General features: G+C 65.7%; 21 protein-coding genes and 1 riboswitch. Of the genes, 8 read left to right on the top strand and 13 right to left on the bottom strand.

All coding sequences use genetic code 11. From position 1 onward, the window contains the following. Nucleotides 1-2 precede the first annotated feature (2 nt). The 11 genes from QTI05_RS16610 to QTI05_RS16660 form a co-directional block, all read right to left on the bottom strand. Nucleotides 3-674, bottom strand: a complete 672-nt coding sequence (locus tag QTI05_RS16610; protein ID WP_286546090.1) for a glutathione S-transferase family protein — start codon at nucleotides 672-674, stop codon at nucleotides 3-5. A gap of 24 nt (nucleotides 675-698) precedes the next feature. Next, nucleotides 699-1,211, bottom strand: coding sequence for a 6,7-dimethyl-8-ribityllumazine synthase (locus tag QTI05_RS16615; RefSeq protein ID WP_286546091.1), 513 nt, complete (start codon nucleotides 1,209-1,211; stop codon nucleotides 699-701). Nucleotides 1,212-1,306: 95 nt separating this feature from the next. Next, nucleotides 1,307-1,463: riboswitch (FMN riboswitch) on the bottom strand. 94 nt (nucleotides 1,464-1,557) lie between these two features. After that, on the bottom strand, nucleotides 1,558-2,649 hold the full coding sequence (locus QTI05_RS16620; protein ID WP_286622282.1) for a DNA glycosylase AlkZ-like family protein: 1,092 nt from the start codon (nucleotides 2,647-2,649) through the stop codon (nucleotides 1,558-1,560). Between the two features lie 155 nt (nucleotides 2,650-2,804). Beyond that, nucleotides 2,805-3,683, bottom strand: coding sequence for a sugar phosphate isomerase/epimerase family protein (locus QTI05_RS16625; protein WP_286622283.1), 879 nt, complete (start codon nucleotides 3,681-3,683; stop codon nucleotides 2,805-2,807). A 19-nt stretch (nucleotides 3,684-3,702) separates the two neighbouring features. After that, the gene (locus tag QTI05_RS16630; RefSeq protein WP_286546095.1) at nucleotides 3,703-4,629 is read right to left on the bottom strand and encodes an NAD(P)-dependent oxidoreductase; all 927 of its coding nucleotides are present in this window, start codon (nucleotides 4,627-4,629) and stop codon (nucleotides 3,703-3,705) included. Continuing rightward, a complete protein-coding gene (locus QTI05_RS16635; protein WP_286546096.1) occupies nucleotides 4,626-5,333 on the bottom strand; it encodes an SDR family NAD(P)-dependent oxidoreductase in 708 nt (235 codons plus the stop codon). The genes QTI05_RS16630 and QTI05_RS16635 overlap by 4 nt, the downstream gene beginning before the upstream one ends. Then, nucleotides 5,323-6,273, bottom strand: coding sequence for a Bug family tripartite tricarboxylate transporter substrate binding protein (locus QTI05_RS16640; RefSeq protein WP_286546247.1), 951 nt, complete (start codon nucleotides 6,271-6,273; stop codon nucleotides 5,323-5,325). Before QTI05_RS16640 ends, QTI05_RS16635 begins: the two co-directional genes overlap by 11 nt. A gap of 52 nt (nucleotides 6,274-6,325) precedes the next feature. Next, nucleotides 6,326-7,513, bottom strand: coding sequence for a dihydrodipicolinate synthase family protein (locus QTI05_RS16645; protein WP_286546097.1), 1,188 nt, complete (start codon nucleotides 7,511-7,513; stop codon nucleotides 6,326-6,328). A gap of 23 nt (nucleotides 7,514-7,536) precedes the next feature. Further along, entirely contained in the window at nucleotides 7,537-8,700 is a 1,164-nt protein-coding gene (locus QTI05_RS16650; RefSeq protein WP_286622284.1) for a Gfo/Idh/MocA family protein, read from the bottom strand. 23 nt (nucleotides 8,701-8,723) lie between these two features. Further along, nucleotides 8,724-9,695 carry a tripartite tricarboxylate transporter substrate binding protein gene (locus QTI05_RS16655; protein ID WP_286622413.1) on the bottom strand — a complete coding sequence of 324 codons (972 nt, stop codon included), beginning with the start codon at nucleotides 9,693-9,695 and terminating at the stop codon, nucleotides 8,724-8,726. An 87-nt stretch (nucleotides 9,696-9,782) separates the two neighbouring features. Further along, entirely contained in the window at nucleotides 9,783-10,424 is a 642-nt protein-coding gene (locus QTI05_RS16660) for a TetR/AcrR family transcriptional regulator (RefSeq protein ID WP_286546099.1), read from the bottom strand. Between the two features lie 118 nt (nucleotides 10,425-10,542). Here QTI05_RS16660 and QTI05_RS16665 point away from each other — a divergent pair, with 118 nt between their 5' ends. Continuing rightward, entirely contained in the window at nucleotides 10,543-12,261 is a 1,719-nt protein-coding gene (locus QTI05_RS16665) for a thiamine pyrophosphate-binding protein (protein ID WP_286622285.1), read from the top strand. An 87-nt stretch (nucleotides 12,262-12,348) separates the two neighbouring features. Here the strand turns inward: QTI05_RS16665 and QTI05_RS16670 are convergent, their stop codons facing one another. Beyond that, the gene (locus QTI05_RS16670; protein WP_286546101.1) at nucleotides 12,349-12,771 is read right to left on the bottom strand and encodes an SWIB/MDM2 domain-containing protein; all 423 of its coding nucleotides are present in this window, start codon (nucleotides 12,769-12,771) and stop codon (nucleotides 12,349-12,351) included. 156 nt (nucleotides 12,772-12,927) lie between these two features. Continuing rightward, on the bottom strand, nucleotides 12,928-13,818 hold the full coding sequence (locus QTI05_RS16675) for a DMT family transporter (protein ID WP_286622414.1): 891 nt from the start codon (nucleotides 13,816-13,818) through the stop codon (nucleotides 12,928-12,930). Nucleotides 13,819-13,884: 66 nt separating this feature from the next. On the opposite strand from QTI05_RS16675, the gene QTI05_RS16680 reads away from it, so the two are divergent. The 7 genes from QTI05_RS16680 (at nucleotide 13,885) to pheS (ending at nucleotide 20,632) form a co-directional block, all read left to right on the top strand. Further along, nucleotides 13,885-14,289, top strand: coding sequence for a gamma-glutamylcyclotransferase family protein (locus QTI05_RS16680; protein ID WP_444812912.1), 405 nt, complete (start codon nucleotides 13,885-13,887; stop codon nucleotides 14,287-14,289). A gap of 213 nt (nucleotides 14,290-14,502) precedes the next feature. Continuing rightward, on the top strand, nucleotides 14,503-15,822 hold the full coding sequence (gene aceA / locus QTI05_RS16685) for an isocitrate lyase (protein ID WP_286546103.1): 1,320 nt from the start codon (nucleotides 14,503-14,505) through the stop codon (nucleotides 15,820-15,822). A gap of 287 nt (nucleotides 15,823-16,109) precedes the next feature. Then, the gene (thrS, locus tag QTI05_RS16690) at nucleotides 16,110-18,017 is read left to right on the top strand and encodes a threonine--tRNA ligase (protein ID WP_286622287.1); all 1,908 of its coding nucleotides are present in this window, start codon (nucleotides 16,110-16,112) and stop codon (nucleotides 18,015-18,017) included. A gap of 102 nt (nucleotides 18,018-18,119) precedes the next feature. Beyond that, nucleotides 18,120-18,722 (top strand): translation initiation factor IF-3, encoded by a 603-nt coding sequence (gene infC, locus QTI05_RS16695; RefSeq protein ID WP_286546253.1) that lies wholly within the window; start codon nucleotides 18,120-18,122, stop codon nucleotides 18,720-18,722. Between the two features lie 137 nt (nucleotides 18,723-18,859). Next, nucleotides 18,860-19,063, top strand: coding sequence for a 50S ribosomal protein L35 (rpmI, locus tag QTI05_RS16700; protein WP_286546105.1), 204 nt, complete (start codon nucleotides 18,860-18,862; stop codon nucleotides 19,061-19,063). Between the two features lie 24 nt (nucleotides 19,064-19,087). Next, entirely contained in the window at nucleotides 19,088-19,447 is a 360-nt protein-coding gene (rplT, locus tag QTI05_RS16705) for a 50S ribosomal protein L20 (protein ID WP_007832499.1), read from the top strand. Between the two features lie 108 nt (nucleotides 19,448-19,555). Beyond that, nucleotides 19,556-20,632: a phenylalanine--tRNA ligase subunit alpha gene (gene pheS, locus QTI05_RS16710; protein ID WP_286546106.1), complete on the top strand. Its 1,077-nt coding sequence runs from the start codon at nucleotides 19,556-19,558 to the stop codon at nucleotides 20,630-20,632. Nucleotides 20,633-20,643: the final 11 nt, after the last annotated feature.

Below are 20,643 nucleotides of genomic sequence, written 5' to 3' on the forward strand. Positions count from 1 at the left end.
CTTCACGGATCGACGCTGCCCCAGCCGGGCGCGAACGGGTAGCGAGCGGCCCAGAAGTCCGCCAGCCGCGGCTCGGCATCGACGCGGCGCACCACCTCGGCCATGCGTGGCGCCTCGCGGTAGAAACGCGCGCGCCCGGGCGTCCAGCGTGACACCACCGCCACGTACAGGTCGAGCATGCCGATGCGGTCGCCGAGCAGCCAGGGCGTGTCGCCCTGCAGCTGCGCGTCCATCAGGTGCCAACATTCGGCAATGCGCTCTGCCGTGCGTGTGAGCATCGTTGCCTGCGCTGCCGCCTCGGGTGTGAGGCGCGAGGGCTCGTCGCGCACCCAGTACATGGAGTAGATCGCGGCCGGCACGTACACCATCCAGCGCAGGTAACGCGCCCGCAGCGGGTCGTCCGGCGCCGGACAAAGCTGCGCCTCGGGATAGCGGTCGCCCAGCCAGATGAGGATGGCGGCGCTTTCGGTCATCACTTCGCCCGAGGGCAGCACCAGCGCGGGCACCTGCTGCAGCGGATTGACGACCGTGAGCTTGTTGCGCTCGTGCTCGCCTTCCCAGGGCGAAACGTCGATGGCCGTGCATTCCGCACCGATCAATGTCAGCGCGGCGTGCACCGGCGTGGCACCCGAACCGGGTGCGCCGTAGAGGGTGTAGCGGTCTGCTTGGGTCATGCGCGCAGCGTAGCGCGCCCCGGCTCAGGAGGCCAGCAGTGCGTCGACCTGGCGCAAGCCCTCGATCGTCTTGATGCAGGCGTCGGCCACTTCAGTGCCCTTCACCGCGAAGTGACGATGGAAGTACTTGCGGTGTTCCACATGCTCATGGAAGTGGTGCGGCGTCAGCACGGCCGACAGGATCGGCACGTTGGTTTCGAGCTGCAGCGCCATCAGCGTGTTGACCACCGTGTTGGCCACGAACTCGTGGCGGTAGATGCCGCCGTCGACCACCAGCGCGCAGCCGACGATGGCGGCATAGCGGCCCGACAGTGCGAGGCGCTTGGCCTGCAGCGGGATCTCGAACGCGCCGGGGACGTCGATGACGTCGATGCGGTCGCGTGCGAAGCCCTGGCGCGCCATCTCTTCGAGGAAGGCATCGCACGCCTGGTGCACGATGTCGGAATGCCACTGCGCCTGGACAAAAGCGACGCGCAGGCCGTTCGATGCATCGGACGCCGGGAGGGCGGAAAGGGGAAGGTCGTTGATCTGACTCATGGTGCCTCTTGCAAAAAGCAGGTTTCCAGAATCAGGGCGCACGAAGCCGCGGGCCAGACCGCACGACGCAGAACGCGCGCAGCCAGGACAGCGTTTCGCGCTCTCTTTCATCCGGACTGTGACCGTCGGCTTCGGAATCTCACCGAAATCTGCTGACCCCGAAACCCGCTGGGCTTCGGGCGCTCGCGGGCTTGTGCAGCTTTCGCTGCCATCACCGCCGGTGGGGAATTGCACCCCGCCCTGAGAACGCTTGCCCCAGCCTGCGCCGGAGCGGAGTCGATTCTAGGGATGAGCGGGCCGGCGCGCTGTCACGCAGGAGCCAAAACCCCACGGCCCGCTGCGCATTTCAGCGTGCGGCCAGGAATTGCGTCATGCGCTGCAGCTCGTCGTCCAGCGCCGAGCGAAACGCCGCGCCGCGCGGTGCCGCGCCTGCATAGCCGAAGATCGGCGCCAACCGGCCTTCGCTTGCCGACACGTTGGCCCAGCCGATCACACGGTCGTGCCACAGCAGGGGCAGGGCGTAGTGGCCGAACTGGCGTTTCGGTGCCGGCGTGTAGGCCTCGAACTTGTATGTCCAGCCCCACAGCAGTTCAAAGCGGCGGCGATCCCACACCACCGGATCGAAGGGCGCGAGCAGGCGCACCGACTCGTCGGGCGCATGGCGTCGGGAGCCCGGGTTTTCATCGGCAGGCCAGTACCAGGTCGTGCCGTCGATGCGGCAGGTGGCGAGTTGTTCGCGCGCCTGCCGCAAGGCGTCCCGCGTTTGCGCCGAGAGATGCGGCGCGCCATAGCCCAGCAGCCGCACGAGGTAGGTCAGGCTGGCGGCCGGCAGCGGCGCGTACTTGCGCACCACCAGATCAACCAGCGCCGCAGCGCGTTGCGCCCGCCCGACCGGGCTTTCGTCGCAGGGTGGGTGTGCCACGGCTTCATAGATGCGCGTGCCGCTGTCGCGTCGCGCCACCCGCAACATGCCGCGGTAGTGCATGCCATCGAGCAGGTGCGTGCTCGCGTTGCTCGAGCCGCCCCAATAGTTCTTCATGCGCCCGTGCGCGAAATGGAGCTCCACCTGGCGTGGATGCACCTGGCCCTGTTCGCGGACAAAGGTCAGCACGGCGGCCGCCTTGCGCTGCGTCTCGGCATCCCACGGGCTTTTGGACTCGCGGGGGTGCATGAGCGCGAGGTGCTCGCGCGGCAGAAAGCCGTAGTTGACGAGGCAGTCTTCCTCGATCGGAAGGCGTGGATAGCGGCGTTCGAGGTCGCCGGCGCGGTAGTCGGCGACGCGATGGCGAAGCGTCAGATCCTGCGCGCGCGCCGGGGCGCGGATCGGATCGGCCTGCACGAAGCCGAGCCGCTGGATCGCGCGCGGCAGCGTCGTGGGCTTGAACAAGGTGCGCGCCACGGCATAACGGCGCAGGTCGTCTAGGGTCGGGTCAGCCATAAGGCCGATTGCAGCACAGCGGGGCGTTTCGTGTCGTTGCCGAGTTCATGTTCCGGGGCGGGCCGCAGGCCGGGGGACATTCGCGGAGCAGCGTGCCCCGCCGCCCTGAGCCCGCCCCGGAACCTCAGCGCCCTGATCCCGCCCCCGTCAGCGCATCAAACCACGCGCTTGTGGCGTTCGATGCAGGTGTCGAGCACCTCGGCCCCATCACGCTGCCACCAGTCGAGCGCCGAAAAAATCTCGACCTCGCTGAAACCAGCGAAGCCGGCCGCTTCGACCCAGCCCCTAATCTTCTTCAACTCGACCACGCCATCGCCCATCATCCCGCGGTCGGACAGCAGATCGCGCGTGGGCGTGAGCCAGTCGCACACGTGGTATGCCAGCAGGCGCTGATTGCCGGCGCGGGCGATCTGCTGCTGCAGCTTCGGATCCCACCACACGTGATAGATGTCGAGCGCCACGCCCAGCATGCCGCTGCGTTCGGGGTCGAGCTCGTCGCAAATGTCGAGCGCATGCTCCAGCGTATTGATGCAGGCGCGGTCGGCTGCCTGCATCGGGTGCAGCGGCTCGATGGCGAGCGGCATGCCGACCTCGCGTGCGTAGTCGAGCGAGGCCGCGATGCCGCCGCGGACTTCGCTGCGGGCGCGGCCCAGATCCTTGTAGGCGGCCTTGCCGTCGAGCGCGCCGGGCAGCGCGCCGACCACCAGCACGAGACAGGGCGCATCCAGTGTTTTGGCCTCGTCGATCGCGCGGCGGTTGTCGTCGAGCGCGGCCTTCAGGCCGGCGGCGTCGGGCGCCGGGAAGAAGCCGCCGCGGCAGTAGCCCGACAGGCCGATGCCGTGCGCCTTCAGCTGCTTGGCCACCTTGTCGAGGCCGACCGCAGCGACCTGGTCGCGCCACGGGCTGATGGCGCGCACGCCGCGCTCGGCGCACTGGTCGATGATGCGATCCAGCGGCACCTCGGCGCCGCGTTGCTTGCGCACCGTGGCCGTGTTGATGGAGAGCCAGTCGTGGTCTTGGGAGAAATCGCGCATGGGTGAAAGGTTCAGAGGTTCAGGTCTTGTCGGGAGGCGTCGGGGCGTGCCGTTCGCGGCGCATCTGGCGCAGGATCGCGGCGTTGTCGAGTTCGCCGTCGCCCGCCGCGACGGCGGCGCGCATCAGGTCGGCATGGGTCTCTGAGAGCGGCAGGCGCTGGCCGGTGCGCAGGCCGTGGTCGAGCATGAGGTCGACATCTTTCAGGTGCTGCCGGATGCGCGATTGCGGCGCGAATTCGCCGCTCACCATCATGGCGCCCTTGGCAACGGCCGCATCGGAGCGCGCCGGCGTCGCCAGCACCAGCTCGACGAAACGCGCCGGTGCGATGCCCATGCTTTCGGCCAGAACGATGCCCTCCGCGAGCGCGGCGCGATTGAGTCCGAGCACGAGGTTCGTGGCCAGCTTGGCGCGCGCGCCGGCACCGGCACCGCCGACATGGATGCGCCGCGTCGACAGTGCGGCGAGCACGCTTTCATGATGCCGGATCGCATCGGCATCGCCACCGAGCAGGAGCGTGGCCTCGCCCGCGGCGATCTGGCTGCTGGAGCCCGACAGCGGCGCCTCGATGAAGTCGATGCCGCGCCGCGCCAGCCGGCCGGCCAGCGCTTCCAGCGCCTCGGGCACGCCGGTGGAGCAATCGATGAGTGTGCGCACAATGCCGCCGGCGACCAGGCCCTGCGGGCCTTCGGTCGCATCGATCACGCCTTGCGTGTCGAACACGGCCAGCACCACGACCCGGCACTCGCGTCCGATCTCGCCCGGTGAGGATGCGACCCGCATGCCCGATGCGCGCAGCGCTTCCCGCGCTTCCTCGCGCACGTCGAATCCCACGACCTCGAAGCCGGCCGCGGTCAGCCGCTGTGCCAGCGCCGTGCCGACCAGGCCGAGGCCGATGAGACCCAGCGGCCCGGATGCAGGTCGAGCGCTCGTGCGGTCGTGCGTCACAGCGATGCGCCTCCGCAGATCTGGATGTCCTGGCCCGTGATCGCATCCGCATCGGGCGAGAGCAGGTAGGCCACCAGTGCAGCCACCTCCTGCGGCTGGATCAGCCGGCCGAGCGGCGGCACGCGCGGCGTCGCCGTCGTGCGCGCCGGATCCTCCAGCATGGCGGTGGCCGTCGCAGCGGGCGACACCACGTTGACCGTGACGCCACTCGCAACCACCTCGGCCGCCCAGCTGCGCGCCATGGCGACGAGTGCGGCCTTGGTCGCGGCGTACTGGCTGCGGCCGGCCATGCCGCGCGCGACACGGCTTCCGATCATCACCACGCGGCCGCGCCCGGCGACGCGCATGGCCGGCACGAGGATGTTGGCGATGCGCTCGACCGCGTCAACGTGCAGTTGCCACATCAAAGGGCCCTCGAGTGTTCCCAGCGTGCCCAGCGCGCCGACGCGCAGTACGCCGGCTGCGTGAACCAGCGCATCGATCGGGCCGGCGGCCGCGGCCGTCGCGGCACGGGTCGCCGCCTCGGTGGCGGCGCCATCGCGCAGGTCGACGGCCGATGCGCTGAAGGCCTCATGCGAGAGTGATGGCGGTGCAAGGTCGAAGCCGAAGACATGCCACCCGTCGGCCAGCAGTCGCTGCGCGATGGCAAGGCCGATGCCCGAGCTGCTGCCCGTGACCACCGCGCACCGCCGCTCATTCAACACGTATGTTGCCTTCGGTGATGATCTTCTGCGAAGCCGCCATGTCGTCGCGCTGGAACTTGGTGAAGTCTTCCACCGAGCCCGGCGTCAGCAGCAGGCCCTGCGGCGTCAGCTTGTCGCGCATCTCGGCGCTGGCCAGGGCCTTGTTGACCTCGGTGTTCAGGCGCGTCGTCACGTCTGCCGGCAGCTTGGCCGGGCCCCACAGCCCGTACCAGCTGTAGAACTCGTAGCCGCTGATCGTTTCGCCCACGGTCGGCACGTCGGGCAGGCTGCTCGCGCGCGCCTTGGAGGTCACCGCGATCACGCGCAGCATGCCGCTCTTGTGGTACTGCAGCGAGCCGAGGATGGGATCGATGAACCCATCGATCTGCCCGCCGATCAGATCCTGGAATGCAGGCGCGGTGCCCTTGTAAGGGACGATCAGGTAGTCGAGCTGGCCGGCGCGCTTGAGCAGCTCGGTGGAGAGGTGGCCGGCCGATCCGATCGAGCCCACGGCGAAGGTCATCTTGCCGGGGTTGGCCTTGGCATAGGCCACGAGCGACTTCACGTCGGTGATGGGCAGGTTCTTGTTGATCGCCACCGACAGCGGCGCCTTGGCGACCAGCGCCACGGGCGTGAAGTTGGCGACCACGCCGTAGGGCACCGACTTCATGGTCATCGGCGCCGTCACGAAGGTCGATGCGTTGAACAGCAACGTGTAGCCGTCCGCCGGCGCCTTGGCGACGGCATCGGCGCCGATGGTGCCGTTGCCGCCCGGCTTGTTGTCGACGACGAAGGTCTGGCCGGTCTGCTCGCCCAGCTTCTGCGCCAGCAGGCGGCCCACCGTGTCCAGCGTGCCGCCGGGCGGGAACGGAATGACCACGCGCACCGGCTTGGTGGGCCAGGCCTGCGCCATCGCACTCGCTGTGGCAACACCCAGCACGAGCGGCAGCAGGGTCTTCATCAGGATCTTCTTCATGTCGTGTCTCCTTCGGTTCGAGGAATGCGGGCGCGGGTCAGGCGTCGACGCCATGCAGTGCGAGCAGCGTCTTCATGCGCTGCACGGCGATCTCGGGTTGCTCCAGCACGTTGGCTGCATCCGCGAGGCGGAACAGCTCGGCGAAGTGCTGCAGCGAGCGCGTGCTCTGCTGGCCACCGACCATCGTGAAGTGCTTCTGATGGCCGTTGAGCCAGGCCATGTACACCACGCCGGTCTTGTAGAAGCGCGTGGGCGCCGCGAAGATGTGGCGCGACAGCGGCACCGTCGGCCCGAGGAGCGCGTGGAACTTCTCGACGTTGCCCTGTGCCAGCTCGCCGAGCGCCGCGCTGGCGGCCGGCGCGATGGCGTCGAAGATGCCCAGCAGCGCATCGCTCTTGCCGTGCATCGGCTCGTCGCCAAAGCCGTCGCCGGCGATCAGCTCGGCGTAGTTGAAGTCGTCGCCGGTGTACATGCGAACGCCCTTGGGCAGGCGGCGGCGCATCGCGATCTCCTTGTCCTTGTCGAGCAGCGAGATCTTGATGCCGTCGACCTTCTCCGGATGCGCGGCGATGATGCCGATGGCGGTGTCCATCGCGGCATCGACGTTGGCAGTGCCCCAGTAGCCCGCCAGCGCGGGATCGAACATCTCGCCGAGCCAGTGCAGAACCACCGGTTGCCTGGCCTGCGACAGGATGCGGTCGTACACGCGCTCGTAGTCGGCCGGGCTCTTCGCGACGCGGGCCAGCGCGCGGCTGGCCATCACGATCAGCTTGCCGCCGAGCGCTTCGATCGCGGCCATCTGCTCTTCGTAGCCGCGGATCACGTCGTCGACGCTCTTCACCTCGTCGAGGTTCAGGTGGTCGGTGCCGCAGCCGGAGGCGACCAGGGCGCCGGGAACGTCCTTTGCGGCATCGAGCGAGCGGCGGATCAGCTCCAGCGAGGTCGGCCAGTCAAGGCCCATGCCGCGCTGTGCCGTGTCCATCGCCTCGGCCACGCCCAGGCCGAGCGACCAGAGGTGCTGGCGGTAGGCGATGGTGGTGTCCCAGTCGACGGCAGCCTGCAGCCACGGATCGACGGCCGCGAGCGGATCGGCGACCACGTGTGCGGCCGAGTAAGCGATGCGGTTGAACGCCACGCCGGCCGGTGGCTTGGCCGGCACGCTGCCGCGCAATGCGTAGGGGGCGAGCGCGCCGCTCGCGGTGGGAAGGGTGAGGGTCAGGGGCATGATGCTGGCGCTGCTGCGTGGTTTCAGACCTGCAGCGCCGGCACGTCGACCCAGCGCCGGTCTTTCCAGCTCTCCAGTGCGGCCTCGACCAGCTGCACGCCCTTGGCGCCTTCGGGCAGCGTCCACTTGTAGGGCTCGTTCTCGACCACGTGGCGAATGAAGTGCTCCCACTGGATCTTGAAGCCGTTGTCGTAGACCTGCGAGTCCGGAATCTCCTGCCACTGGTCGAAGAAGTTCATGGTCTGCTTCTCGTCCGGGTTCCACACCGGGCGCGGCGTCGCCACGCGCGACTGGGCGCGGCAGCTCGACAGCCCCGCGACGGCCGAGCCGTCGGTGCCGTCGACATGGAAGGTGACGAGGTCGTCGCGGCGCACGCGCGTTGCCCAGCTCATGTTGAGTTGCGCCACCACCGGTTCGCCGTTGTGGCCGACCAGTTCGCAGGTGGCATAGGCCGCGTCGTCTGCCGTGCACTCGTAGGGCTTGTCGCTCTCGTCCCAGCGCTTGGGGATGTGCGTCACGCCCAGGCAGGACACCGACTTCACTTCGCCGAACAGGTTGTCCAGCACGTAACGCCAGTGGCACATCATGTCCAGGATCATTCCGCCGCCATCTTCCTTGCGGTAGTTCCACGAGGGCCGCTGGATCGGCTGCAGGTCGCCCTCGAACACCCAGTAGCCGAACTCCAGGCGCACGCTCAGCATGCGGCCGAAGAAGCCGGCGCGGCGCAGCATGTCGAGTTTGCGCAGGCCTGGCAGGAACAGCTTGTCCTGCACGGCACCGTGCTTCAGGCCCGAGCCTTCGGCCAGGCGGGCGATCTCGACCGCCTCGTTGAGGTTGGTCGCGATCGGCTTCTCGCAGTAGACGTGCTTGCCGGCGCGGATCGCCTTGGCGAGCAGGGTGGGGCGCATCTGCGTGGTGCCCGCGTCGAAGAAGATCGTGTCGTCCTTGTTCTCCAGCGCCTTGTCCAGGTCGGTGCCCCAACGCGCGATGCCGTGGGCCTTGGCCAGCGCTTCCATTTTCTCGGCATTGCGGCCGATGAGGATCGGGTCGGGCATGACCTTGTCGCCGTTCGACAGCGTGACGCCGCCTTGTGCGCGGATCGCGCAGATAGAGCGGATCAGATGCTGGTTCATGCCCATGCGTCCGGTGACGCCGTGCATGATGAGGCCGAGTCGTTGTTGTGCCATGTGTGTTTGCTCTCCGGGGTTGCTTATTGCGTGGGTTGCAGGCCCGCCGCCTTGACCAGTGTGGCGTTGCTCTTGATTTCGTCCTTGATGTAGGCGTCGAACTGCTCGGGCTTGAGCGTCCAGGCGTCGGCGCCGAGCTTCAGGAAGCGTTCCTTGACTTCGGGCGAGGCCAGAGCCTTCTCGACTTCGTCGTGCAGGCGGTTCACCACGTCACGCGGCGTTTTGGCGGGCGCCATCATGCCGATCCAGAAGTTGAACTCCGAGCCCGGCACGCCCGCTTCGGCGGTGGTCGGCACATTGGGCAGCGCGGCCGCGCGCTTGGGCGAGCCGACGGCCAGCGCCAGCAGCGTGCCTTCCTTGATCTGGCCGATTACTGGCGCGATCGGCGAGAAGTAGTAGTCGACCCGGCCCGACAGCACTTCGGTGACTGCCTCGCCCGACCCCTTGAACGGGATGTTGGTCGCTTCGATCTTCGCGGCCATCTTGAACTTCTCGGCGTTGAGGTGCGTGGCGCTGCCCTGGCCGGCCGAAGCGAAGTTGATGCTGCCTGGCTTGGCGCGCGCGGCGGCCAGCAGCTCCTGCAGCGTCTTGATGTTCTTGCTCGGCGAGATCACCAGTGCGTTGGGCAGCGACGAGATCGGCGTGACGCCGACGAAGTCGTTGACAGTGTCGAATGGCAGCTTGGCGAAGGTCGACGGACTCACCGTGTGCGACGACGAGTGAATCATGATCGTGTAGCCGTCGGGCGCGGCCGTGGCCACGGCCTGCTGGCCGATCGTGCCGCTGGCGCCGCCGCGGTTGTCGATGACCAGCGTCTGGCCCAGGCTGGCCGACATCTTGTCGGCGATGGCGCGCGCAATGATGTCGGTGGTGCTGCCGGCCGCGAACGGCACGATCACGCGGATCGGCTTGTTCGGGTAGGTGTTCTGCGCCAGGGCGCCGGTCGCTGCGGCAGAGAGCGCGGTCACGACAAAAGCGCGACGGGCCAGGTTCATCACGGTGTGCATGTCAGGTCTCCGGTTTAATTCACTAACGGGTGAATTGTAGAAACCGGGCCATGCCGCGTCAACGGAGCGGGTTGTTCAGTCCCTCAGTACATACCCTAGGATCACGTCGCCCATGTGCGAGAGGCGTTCGTTGTGCGCTTTTCGCGTCATCAGGTCGCGGCCGAAGATGGCCGAGAGCGTGTGGTTGTTCGACAGGTAGAAGTAGGCCAGCCCTGCGATGGAGATGTAGAGCTGCACGGGGTCGATGCCGCCGCGGAATACGCCCTCCCGGCGGCCTTTTTCGAGGATGTCGCCGAGCGTCAGGATCAGCGGCGAATTCATCTCCCGCACCCGCGACGACTTCGTCAGGTGGCGCGCCTGGTGCAGGTTGGCGCTATTGAGGAGCGTGATGAATTCCGGATGCGCGAGGTAGTAGTTCCAGGTGAACTCGGTCAGTCGGCGCACCGCGTCCGCGGGTGGCAGGTCGAGCAGGTGCAGTGCCTTTTCGGCCTCGCGAATGTCGGCGTAGACGCTCTCCAGCACGGCCATGAACAGGTCGTCCTTGCTGCCGAAGTAGTAGTAGATCAGCCGCTTGTTGAGGGCCGCGCGCTCTGCGATCCGGTCGACGCGCGCGCCTGCCAGGCCATGCTGCGCGAACTCGTCGCGCGCGGCCGCGAGGATGGCCTGCTGCGAGCGGTCGGCATCCCGCAGGCGTGGCTCGAGGGAGGTGGCTTCCATGGTTCCGTTGTAACTAGTTAGTGAATTAAATGCATCCGCTTTTTCCCTGAGGCACTGGCGATCCGCATTCCATGTCGATAATCGACCGCGACTTCTTTCACTTCTGGGCGGGCACGGTATGGAACATCAAGTAGCGGGGCACCTGATTGTCAGGTGCCTCATCGAGCAGGGGGTCGACACCGTCTTCGGTGTGCCGGGTGAGAGCTTTCTCGCGGTGCTCGACGGTTTTCATGCCGAGCGCGATCGCATCCGCTTCATCGTGAACCGGCAGGAGGGCGGGGCCGCCTTCATGGCCGAGGCGCACGGCAAGCTGAGCGGCCGGCCCGGCATCTGCTTCGTGACGCGCGGACCGGGCGCGACCAATGCGTCCATCGGCGTGCACAACGCGTTCCAGGATTCGACGCCAATGGTGCTCTTCGTGGGCGACGTCGGCAGCGATTTCCGCGACCGTGAAGCCTTCCAGGAAGTCGACTACGGCAGCTTCTTCGGGCCGAGCACCAAGGGCTTCGCCAAGCGCGTCGAGCGCATCGACGATGCCAACCGCATTCCCGAGTACGTGGCGCGCGCCTTCTCCACCGCGATGAACGGCCGGCCCGGCCCGGTGGTGCTGGTGTTGCCCGAGGACATGTTGCGTTCGCTGACCGACGCGCAACCGCTGCCGCGCGTCGAGGCCGTGCAGCCGTGGAGCGATCCGGGCGCCTTGCGCACGCTGCGCGAATTGCTGCTCAAGGCGCAGCGCCCTTTCGTGATCGCGGGCGGTGGCGGCTGGACGCCGCAGGCCGCACAGGCGCTGCAGCGCTTCGCGGAAAACTGGCGCCTGCCGGTCGGCAACGCCTTTCGCTACCAGGACACTTTCGACAACCACCACCCGCTCTATGCGGGCGACGTGGGCATCGCGATCAATCCGAAGCTGGCCCAGCGCGTGAAGGAGAGCGACCTGATCATCGCGATCGGCCCGCGCCTCGGCGAGATGACCACGGGCGGCTACACGCTGCTCGAAGCGCCGAAAGCAAAGCAGACGCTGGTGCACATCCATGCGAGCGCGGGAGAACTCAACCGCGTCTACCAGGCGGATCTTGCGATCAACGCCGGCATGAGTGCCGCGGCGCGCAGCCTCGAGGTGCTGACCGCGCCGCCCGAGGTGCCGTGGGAGGCCTGGACGGCCGCCGCGAACGCCGACTACCTCGACAACCTCAAGCCGCAACCGCTGCCCGGGCTGCCGGCTGACGCGCCGCGCGGCGCGGTCGACATGGCCGAGGTGGTGGCGTTGCTGCAAAAGCATCTGCCGCATGACGCGGCCATCACCAACGGGGCCGGCAACTTCGCGAGCTGGGTGCATCGCTTCTTCCGTTACCACGGCCTTGCCAAGGGCCACAAGACGCAGCTGGCGCCGACCAGTGGCGCGATGGGCTATGGCGTGCCGGCCGGCATCGCCGCCAACATCGTGAGTGGGCGCGTCGCGTTCACGATCGCCGGTGACGGCGACTTCCTCATGAACGGCCAGGAGCTTGCAACGGCCGCGCAGCATGGCGGCAAGAGCATCATCGTGCTGCTCAACAACGGCATGTTCGGCACCATCCGCATGCACCAGGAGCGCGAATACCCGAACAACGTGAGCGGCACGTCATTGCGCAATCCGGACTTCTGCGCGCTGGCCCAGGCGTATGGCTATGCGGCCGAGCGCGTGACGGCCACCGCGCAGTTCGAAGCGGCGCTGCTGCGCGCGCTGGCGGCCGATACCGGCACGCTGATCGAGATTCCGCTCGATCCCGAGGTGATCACCACGCGCGGCACGCTGGCGTCGATCACGCGCGCGGCGCAGCAGGCGCACAGCTGAGCTTTCAGCAAGCTACGGCTTTGCAGGGGACAAAAAAAAGCCGGCGAAAGCCGGCTTTCCGAGCGGGTGCGCGAGGCGCCCGAATGCTTACTTGACGTGCTTGCCGATCAGCGAAGCGAGCTCGAACATCGACACTTGCGGCTTGCCGAAGATTTCCTTCAGCTTGGCGTCGGCGTTGATGTTGCGCTTGTTGGCCTTGTCTTGCAGGTTGTGCTTCTTGATGTAGTCCCACAGCTTGCTCACCACAGCCGTACGCGGCAGCGGCGTCGAGCCGACCACGGCAGCCAGTGCTGGGCTTGGCGTCAGCGCCTTCATGAACGCAGCGTTGGGGGTGCGCTTCTTGGCGGGCGCAGCCTTCTTCGCAGCAGCCTTCTTGGCCGGAGCAGCCTTCTTTGCGGGAGCAGCCTTCTTCGCAGGTGCAGCCTTCTTTGCCGGAGCTGCCGCCTTCTTGGCCGGAGCGGCCTTCTTTGCGGGAGCCTTTTTGGCCGGAGCCTTCTTTGCAGTTGCCATGATTGATTTCCTTTTTTTGGATTGGACATTCACCAATGAAAAACCGCGTCTCCACTGGCACTGCGGATGCTAAAGGAGAAAAAACGCGTTTCCAAGGGAAAAAGAGACTTTTTCATTGGGAGCTGTTGTTTTTTCAGAGGGGAGAAGCGCCTCTTTTCAGGCGCGGCGCGCGGGCCACGTCGCAAGCACGACACCGAGCAGGGCCAGAGCGAAGGCCAACACCTGCATGCCCGAGAGCGGTTCGCCGAGCACCAGCACACCCACCAACGCCGCGCTGACCGGCAGCATCACGGTGAATACGCCCGCTTGCGCGGCCGGCACATGGTGCAAACCGGTCATCCAGAGCCAGACCGTCCAGATGCTCGCGGCCATCGCGTAAACCACCAGCAGCAGCCAGATGCCGCCATGCACCGCGCCAAAGTCGAACTGCAGCGCAAACCAGATGCCGAAGGGCGTCGAGAGCACGAAGCCCCAGAGATTGATCAGCGACGAAATGCGCTTGGGCCCCATCCGGCCGGTCAGCGATTTGCCGATCACTGCGTAAGCCGCTTCGCAAAGCACCGCGCAGAACACCAGCAGGTTGCCGAGCCACGGCATCACCACGCGCGGCGTGCCGGGTGCTGTCGTGTGGGCGGGCACGAGTGCGAGCACCCCGATACCGAGCGCAGCACAGCCGATGGCCGCCGCGATGCGCACGGTGATGCGCTCGCGCAGAAACAGCCAACTCATCACTGCGACCACTGCAGGGATCGACGCCATGACCACGCCGGCCGAGACCGCGCTGGTCATGCTCACGCCGAACAGCATGCAGACCGAGAACATGAAGTTGCCGAGAAAGGATTCGAGGAACACCAGGCCGCGTGTGCGCGGCGTCATGGCCGGCTCGTCTGCCGGGCGTTTGAGCCAGTGCGGCATCGCGAGCGCCGCGATGCCGAAGCGCAGCCAGGCCAGCAGCAGCACCGGAAAGGTTGCGACGAGCGGTTTGGAGAGAGCCACATAGCTGCCCACGAGCGACATGCTGAGGGCGAGGCAACCATAGGCCAGCATGCGCTGGGTGGTGGTGCGGACGGGGTTCAATAGACTGCGAGCCGTTCAAACAAAACGGATTCGATGATGCCGCATCAGGCCAGCGCACCGCGTCATGTGTTCGTCTACGGCACCCTGCGCGCGGGCGGCAGCAACGACATTGCGCGCTTGCGGCCACCGCCCGAGCGCGTCGGCGATGGTGCGATTGCCGGCACCCTGTACGACCTGGGCGCCTATCCGGGCGCGGTGCTTGGTGGCGCAGGACGGGTGCACGGCGAGATCTATCGCATCACGCCGGAAGTCGAGGCCGCACTCGATCGGCTCGAAGAGGTGGTGGACGACGGCAGCGGGGAATACATCAAGCGCGAGCTGCTGGTCGTGGTGAATGCAGTTCGGTTGCAATGCCTTGTGTACGAAGTCCATCCCGACCGCGTGCACGACCGGCCCGTGATCGCCAGCGGCGACTGGTTCCGGCGCGAGTTTCATGGCTGAGAAGTGCATTGCGCATCATGAAAAATGCGCCTGCTGCGGCGCAATATTTTTTCTCAATATAAGAAAAATAATTTCGCATTGAGAAAATGTCACGTAAGCCGTTGATTTTGTTGAACGAAAAATATGTCTTCTATAAGACATAAGAGTTGGAGATTTGGCTACAGTAAAGCCCAAGGCCGCAGCGCCTCACCCTTAACCAACTCCGGAGTGACCATGCCCCAAAACTTCACCGAACAGCTCAGCCGTGAACAACAAATCGCAGCCCTCGAAAAGGACTGGGCTACCAACCCGCGCTGGAAGGGCATCAAGCGTGGCTACAGCGCGGCCGACGTCGTGCGCCTGCGCGGCTCGTTCCCGATCGAGCACACGCTGGCCCGTCGCGGCGCCGAGAAGCTGTGGAGCCTCGTGAACACCGAGCCCTACGTCAACTGCCTCGGCGCGCTCACCGGCGGCCAGGCGATGCAGCAGGTCAAGGCCGGCGTGAAGGCGATCTACCTGTCGGGCTGGCAAGTCGCCGCCGACAACAACAGCTACGCATCGATGTACCCCGACCAGTCGCTGTACCCGGTGGACTCGGTGCCGACCGTGGTCGAGCGCATCAACAACACCTTCCGTCGCGCCGACGAGATCCAGTGGTCGAAGGGCACCAACCCCGGCGACAAGGACTACACCGACTATTTCGCGCCGATCGTGGCCGATGCCGAAGCCGGCTTCGGCGGCGTGCTGAACGCCTTCGAACTGATGAAGGCCATGATCAACGCCGGCGCGGGCGGCGTGCACTTCGAAGACCAGCTCGCTTCGGTCAAGAAGTGCGGCCACATGGGCGGCAAGGTGCTGGTGCCCACCACCGAGGCAGTGCAGAAGCTCATCGCCGCGCGCATGGCAGCCGACGTCTGCGGCACGCCGACGCTCGTGATCGCCCGCACCGACGCGGAAGCTGCTGACCTGATCACCAGCGACTACGACGAGAACGACAAGCCCTTCATCACCGGCGAGCGCACCGCCGAAGGCTTCTATCGCACGAAGAAGGGCATCGACCAGGCCATCAGCCGCGCCGTCGCCTATGCCCACTATGCCGACCTGGTGTGGTGCGAAACCGGCACGCCGGATCTCGCGTTCGCCAAGAAGTTCGCCGATGCCGTGCACAAGGTGCACCCGGGCAAGATGCTCGCGTACAACTGCTCGCCTTCCTTCAACTGGAAGAAGAACCTCGATGACGCGACCATTGCCAAGTTTCAGAAGGAACTCGGTGCCATGGGCTACAAGTACCAGTTCATCACGCTGGCCGGCATCCACTCGATGTGGTTCAACATGTTCGACCTCGCACAGGACTACGTGGCCCGCGGCATGTCGGCCTATGTCGAGAAGGTGCAGGAGCCCGAGTTCGCTGCGCGCGACCGCGGCTACACCTTCGTGTCGCATCAGCAGGAAGTCGGCACCGGCTACTTCGACGAAGTGACCACGGTGATCCAGGGCGGCAAGTCCAGCGTCACGGCGCTGACCGGCTCGACCGAAGAAGAACAGTTCCACTGAACGATTTCGCTGTCACTTTCAGCCCGGCCGCGTGCCGGGCTTTTTTGTGGGCGCCTGTCGCCCCAGCCGGGGCGCCCTCGCCGCGGTGACTGCGCGGCTAGAATCCAGGCTTCCTCCGTCAACAAGGGCGAGAAAGGCAATCTGGTTATGACACCGCGAACTACACCGCAAGGATTTCAAGGCCGAACCGGCCGGTAGCGCGCGTGGGCTGGACGTATCCAGCTATCAAAACCATGGCAAAGCGCGGTACCGACCGCGCTTTTTGTTTTTCTCCCGAGGTTTTTTCCATGATCCAGATCACGCTCCCCGACAACTCGCAGCGCGAGTTTCCTGGCCCGGTTTCGGTGGCCGAAGTGGCCCAGTCCATCGGCCCCGGCCTGGCCAAGATGACCCTGGCCGGCAAGGTCGATGGCGTCCTGGTCGATGCCAGCGACATCATCGACCGCAGCGCCAGGCTGCAGATCATCACGCCACGCGACGATGAGGGGCTGGAGATCATCCGCCACTCGACGGCGCATCTGGTCGGCCATGCGGTGAAACAGCTCTACCCGACGGCCCGGATGGTGATCGGCCCGGTGATCGAGGAGGGCTTCTACTACGACATCGCGTACGAGCGCCCGTTCACGCCCGAAGACATGGCTGCCATCGAGGCGCGCATGCGCGAGCTGATCGCGCAGGACTACGACGTGGTCAAGAAGATGACGCCGCGCGCCGAAGTCATCGAGGTCTTCAAGTCGCGCGGCGAAGAATACAAGCTGCGCCTGGTCGAGGATATGCCCGACGAGCAGGCCATGGGCCTCTACTACCACCAGGAATACGTCGACATGTGCCGCGGCCCGCACGTGCCGAACACGCGCTTCCTGAAGGTGTTCAAGCTCACCAAGCTGGCGGGTGCCTACTGGCGCGGCGATGCCAAGAACGAGCAACTGCAGCGCATCTACGGCACGGCCTGGGCCGACAAGAAGCAGCTCGACCAGTACATCCAGCGCATCGAGGAAGCGGAGAAGCGCGACCACCGCAAGCTCGGCAAGGAGCTCGACCTGTTCCACATCGACGAGGTGGCGCCCGGCATGGTGTTCTGGCACCCCAAGGGGTGGGCCATCTGGCAGGCGGTCGAGCAGTACATGCGCGGCGTCTACCGTGACACGGGCTACGAGGAAGTGAAGGGCCCGCAGATCCTGGATCGGAGCCTCTGGGAGAAAACGGGCCACTGGCAGAACTACCGGGAAAGCATGTTCACGACGGAGTCGGAAAAGCGCGACTACGCGATCAAGCCGATGAACTGTCCCGGCCACGTGCTGATCTTCAAGAGCGATCTGCGCAGCTATCGCGACCTGCCGATCCGCTACGGCGAGTTCGGCCAGTGCCATCGCAACGAGCCTTCGGGCGCGCTGCACGGCATCATGCGCGTGCGTGGTTTCACGCAGGACGACGGGCATGTGTTCTGTACCGAAGACCAGATCCTCGACGAGTGCGTTGCCTACACGACCAAATTGCAGAAGGTCTACGCCGACTTCGGCTTTACCGACATCCTCTACAAGGTGGCGACGCGGCCCGACAACCGGGTCGGCTCCGACGCGATCTGGGACAAGGCCGAGCACGCCTGCATGGAGGCGCTGCGCCGCTCCGGCGTCGATTTCGTGGTCTCGCCGGGTGACGGCGCGTTCTACGGCCCGAAGATCGAATACACGCTGCGCGATGCCATCGGCCGGCAGTGGCAGTGCGGCACGATGCAGGTCGACTTCAACACGGCCGAGCGCCTGGGCGGCGAATACGTGACGGAAACGAGCGGCCGCGCCTACCCGGTGATGCTGCACCGCGCGATCGTCGGCAGCCTGGAGCGCTTCATCGGCATGCTGATCGAACATCACGCCGGCGCCATGCCCGCCTGGCTCGCGCCAGTGCACGTGGCGGTGCTCAATATCAGCGAAGGACAGGCCGATTACGCTGCGGAAGTTGCAAAAACGCTGCGGAATCAAGGGCTTAGGGTTCAGCTCGACCTGCACAACGAGAAGATTACGTATAAAATACGCAAGCATTCGTTGCAAAAGCTCCCTTACATCCTCGTCGTAGGCGACAAGGAAAAGGAAGCAGGTGCCGTCGCAGTGCGCGCCCGGGGCAATCAAGACCTCGGTGCAATGTCCCTCGAATCGTTCGTGCAACGGCTCGTCCAGGATATTGCTGACAAGCGTTGATTTGTCTCCGGAACACCCCCATATGTTTCCTTGCCAAATCACGCCGCTTGTCCGCGAGGACTGCCCGGCGTTCGCTACAGATTTTGTAGCAAATTTTGAAGGATTCTGACCATCGCTACTGCATTTCGCGACCGCCGCCACCGCGAGGAACGCCAACACCGCCTGAACCGGGAAATCATGGCCCCGGAAGTCCGCCTAGTCGGCCCGGAAAACGAGCCGTTGGGTGTCATGAGTCTCTCCGAGGCCCTGCGCCTGGCCGGCGAGGCCGACGTGGATCTGGTGGAGGTCGTTGCGGCGGCAAATCCTCCGGTCTGCCGCCTGATCGAGTACGGCAAGTTCAAGTACCACGAGCAGAAGAAGGCAGCCGAGGCGAAGTCGAAGCAGAAGGTCATCGAGGTCAAGGAAATCAAGTTCCGGCCCGGTACCGACGATGGTGACTACAACATCAAGATGCGCAACATCAAGCGCTTTCTTGAAGAGGGCGACAAATGCAAGATCACGCTGCGCTTTCGCGGCCGCGAGATCACGCACCAGGAGCTCGGTCTGGCACTGCTGCAGCGCATTCGCGACGAGCTGGCCGACCTGATCGTCGTCGAGCAGTTTCCGAAGCTCGAAGGCCGGCAGATGATCATGATGATCGCGCCGGGCCGCAAGAAGGCCGGTGGAGCGGCGCCGAAGCCGACGACGGAGCCGGCAGCGGCCTGATCCGGCGGCAGTAGAAGGTTTGAAGGGATTTCGCGGCGGCTTGCAAAAGCCGCCGCGGGATAAAGAAGTGTCTCGGGGCCAACAAGCCCGTGGAACATCCACGGCGCCTCACGAGCACAATTTAAAGGAGCATGAATATGCCCAAAATGAAGACCAAGAGCAGCGCGAAAAAACGTTTCCGCGTTCGTCCCGGTGGCACCGTCAAGCGCGGTCAAGCCTTCAAGCGTCACATCCTGACCAAGAAGACCACCAAGAACAAGCGCCATCTGCGCGGTGCAGTGACGGTTCACGAAACCAACATGGTTTCGATGGCCGCCATGATGCCCGGCCGTGGCATTTAACCCCGACGAACAAGGAGTACACACATGCCTCGCGTCAAACGTGGTGTAACGGCTCGCGCCCGCCACAAGAAAGTTCTCGCACTCGCCAAGGGTTTCCGCGGTCGCCGCGGCAATGTCTTCCGCGTCGCCAAACAGGCGGTGATGAAGGCAGGCCAATATGCCTACCGTGACCGCCGCACCAAGAAGCGCGTTTTCCGTCAACTGTGGATCGCGCGTATCAACGCCGCCTCGCGCGAACTGGGCCTGACCTACAGCCAGTTCGCCAACGGCATCCGCAAGGCGGGCATCGAGATCGACCGCAAGATGCTTGCGGACATCGCGGTGCACGACAAGGCCGCTTTTGCCGGCATCGTGGAGCAGGTCAAGGCCAAGCTGGCTGCTTGATCCCGCAGAGCAGGCCGCAGTCTTTCTGGACGGCTGCCTGCGCCCACGGCATGAGGGCTGGCGCTTGAAAAGGCTCCAGCCCTTTTTTATTTCTCTCTCCGAATTCCTATGAACGAGTTGGACTCCCTGGTCGACACCGCACGCGCTGACTTCGCCCTCGCGAAAGCGCCGGCGGATCTGGAGAATGCCAAGGCCCGCTTCCTCGGCAAGGCCGGTCGCATCACCGAACTCATGAAGGGTATGGCGGCCCTCAGCGTCGACGAGAAGAAGTCGCGTGGCGCCGCCATCAACGTCGCCAAGCAGGCGATCGAGGCCGCGCTCAACCACCGCCGCCAGGCGCTGGCCGACGAAGAACTCGAAGTGCAGCTGCGCGCCGAGGCGCTCGACGTCACGCTGCCCGGCCGCCGCCGCGTGGGTGGAGGCCTGCACCCGGTCAGCCGCACCATGGAGCGCATCGAAGCGATCTTCTCGAGCATGGGCTTCGACGTGGCCGATGGCCCCGAGGTCGAGAGCGACTGGCACAGCTTCACCTCGCTCAACAACCCGCCGAACCATCCGGCGCGTTCGATGCAGGACACCTTCTACGTCGACATCGACGGCGAGGACGGTATCCCCTACAACCTGCGCCCGCACACCAGCCCGATGCAGGTGCGCTATGCGCATCAGCACATCAAGAAGCACGCGGCCGCGTTCGAGGCTGCGGCGGCCGATGCCACCGGCGCCACGCGCGCACCCGAGATCCGCGTGATCGCACCGGGCCGCACCTACCGCGTCGACAGCGACGCCACGCATTCGCCGATGTTCCACCAGTGCGAAGGCCTGTGGCTCGGCGAGAACGTGAGCTTCAAGGATCTGAAGGTCGTCTTCACCGATTTCTGCCGCACTTTCTTCGAAAGCGACGACCTGGTGCTGCGCTTCCGCCCGAGCTTCTTTCCGTTCACCGAGCCAAGCGCCGAGATCGACATCCAGTTCCAGAGCGGCCCGCTGGCCGGCCGCTGGCTCGAAGTCGCGGGCTCGGGCCAAGTGCACCCGAACGTGGTGCGCAACATGGGCCTCGACCCCGAGCGCTACATTGGCTTCGCCTTCGGCATGGGCCCGGATCGGCTCACCATGCTGCGCTATGGGGTGAACGACCTGCGCCTGTTCTTCGACGGCGACCTTCGCTTTCTGAGCCAGTTCCAGTAAACCGACAAGAA

The organism is Variovorax fucosicus, from assembly GCF_030316825.1.
Taxonomy (GTDB): domain Bacteria; phylum Pseudomonadota; class Gammaproteobacteria; order Burkholderiales; family Burkholderiaceae_C; genus Variovorax; species Variovorax fucosicus.

Excerpts from the sequence above, each read along its gene's own strand:
- QTI05_RS16625 (WP_286622283.1), bottom strand. The coding sequence starts at position 3,683 with ATGCGCGATTTCTCCCAAGACCACGACTGGCTCTCCATCAACACGGCC.
- aceA (WP_286546103.1), top strand. The coding sequence starts at position 14,503 with ATGCCCCAAAACTTCACCGAACAGCTCAGCCGTGAACAACAAATCGCA.
- QTI05_RS16650 (WP_286622284.1), bottom strand. The coding sequence starts at position 8,700 with ATGGCACAACAACGACTCGGCCTCATCATGCACGGCGTCACCGGACGC.
- QTI05_RS16640 (WP_286546247.1), bottom strand. The coding sequence starts at position 6,273 with ATGAAGACCCTGCTGCCGCTCGTGCTGGGTGTTGCCACAGCGAGTGCG.
- QTI05_RS16620 (WP_286622282.1), bottom strand. The coding sequence starts at position 2,649 with ATGGCTGACCCGACCCTAGACGACCTGCGCCGTTATGCCGTGGCGCGC.
- QTI05_RS16675 (WP_286622414.1), bottom strand. The coding sequence starts at position 13,818 with ATGCTGGCCTATGGTTGCCTCGCCCTCAGCATGTCGCTCGTGGGCAGC.
- rplT (WP_007832499.1), top strand. The coding sequence starts at position 19,088 with ATGCCTCGCGTCAAACGTGGTGTAACGGCTCGCGCCCGCCACAAGAAA.
- pheS (WP_286546106.1), top strand. The coding sequence starts at position 19,556 with ATGAACGAGTTGGACTCCCTGGTCGACACCGCACGCGCTGACTTCGCC.
- QTI05_RS16610 (WP_286546090.1), bottom strand. The coding sequence starts at position 674 with ATGACCCAAGCAGACCGCTACACCCTCTACGGCGCACCCGGTTCGGGT.
- QTI05_RS16670 (WP_286546101.1), bottom strand. The coding sequence starts at position 12,771 with ATGGCAACTGCAAAGAAGGCTCCGGCCAAAAAGGCTCCCGCAAAGAAG.
- thrS (WP_286622287.1), top strand. The coding sequence starts at position 16,110 with ATGATCCAGATCACGCTCCCCGACAACTCGCAGCGCGAGTTTCCTGGC.
- rpmI (WP_286546105.1), top strand. The coding sequence starts at position 18,860 with ATGCCCAAAATGAAGACCAAGAGCAGCGCGAAAAAACGTTTCCGCGTT.
- QTI05_RS16665 (WP_286622285.1), top strand. The coding sequence starts at position 10,543 with ATGGAACATCAAGTAGCGGGGCACCTGATTGTCAGGTGCCTCATCGAG.
- QTI05_RS16645 (WP_286546097.1), bottom strand. The coding sequence starts at position 7,513 with ATGCCCCTGACCCTCACCCTTCCCACCGCGAGCGGCGCGCTCGCCCCC.
- QTI05_RS16680 (WP_444812912.1), top strand. The coding sequence starts at position 13,885 with ATGCCGCATCAGGCCAGCGCACCGCGTCATGTGTTCGTCTACGGCACC.
- QTI05_RS16615 (WP_286546091.1), bottom strand. The coding sequence starts at position 1,211 with ATGAGTCAGATCAACGACCTTCCCCTTTCCGCCCTCCCGGCGTCCGAT.
- QTI05_RS16655 (WP_286622413.1), bottom strand. The coding sequence starts at position 9,695 with ATGAACCTGGCCCGTCGCGCTTTTGTCGTGACCGCGCTCTCTGCCGCA.
- QTI05_RS16660 (WP_286546099.1), bottom strand. The coding sequence starts at position 10,424 with ATGGAAGCCACCTCCCTCGAGCCACGCCTGCGGGATGCCGACCGCTCG.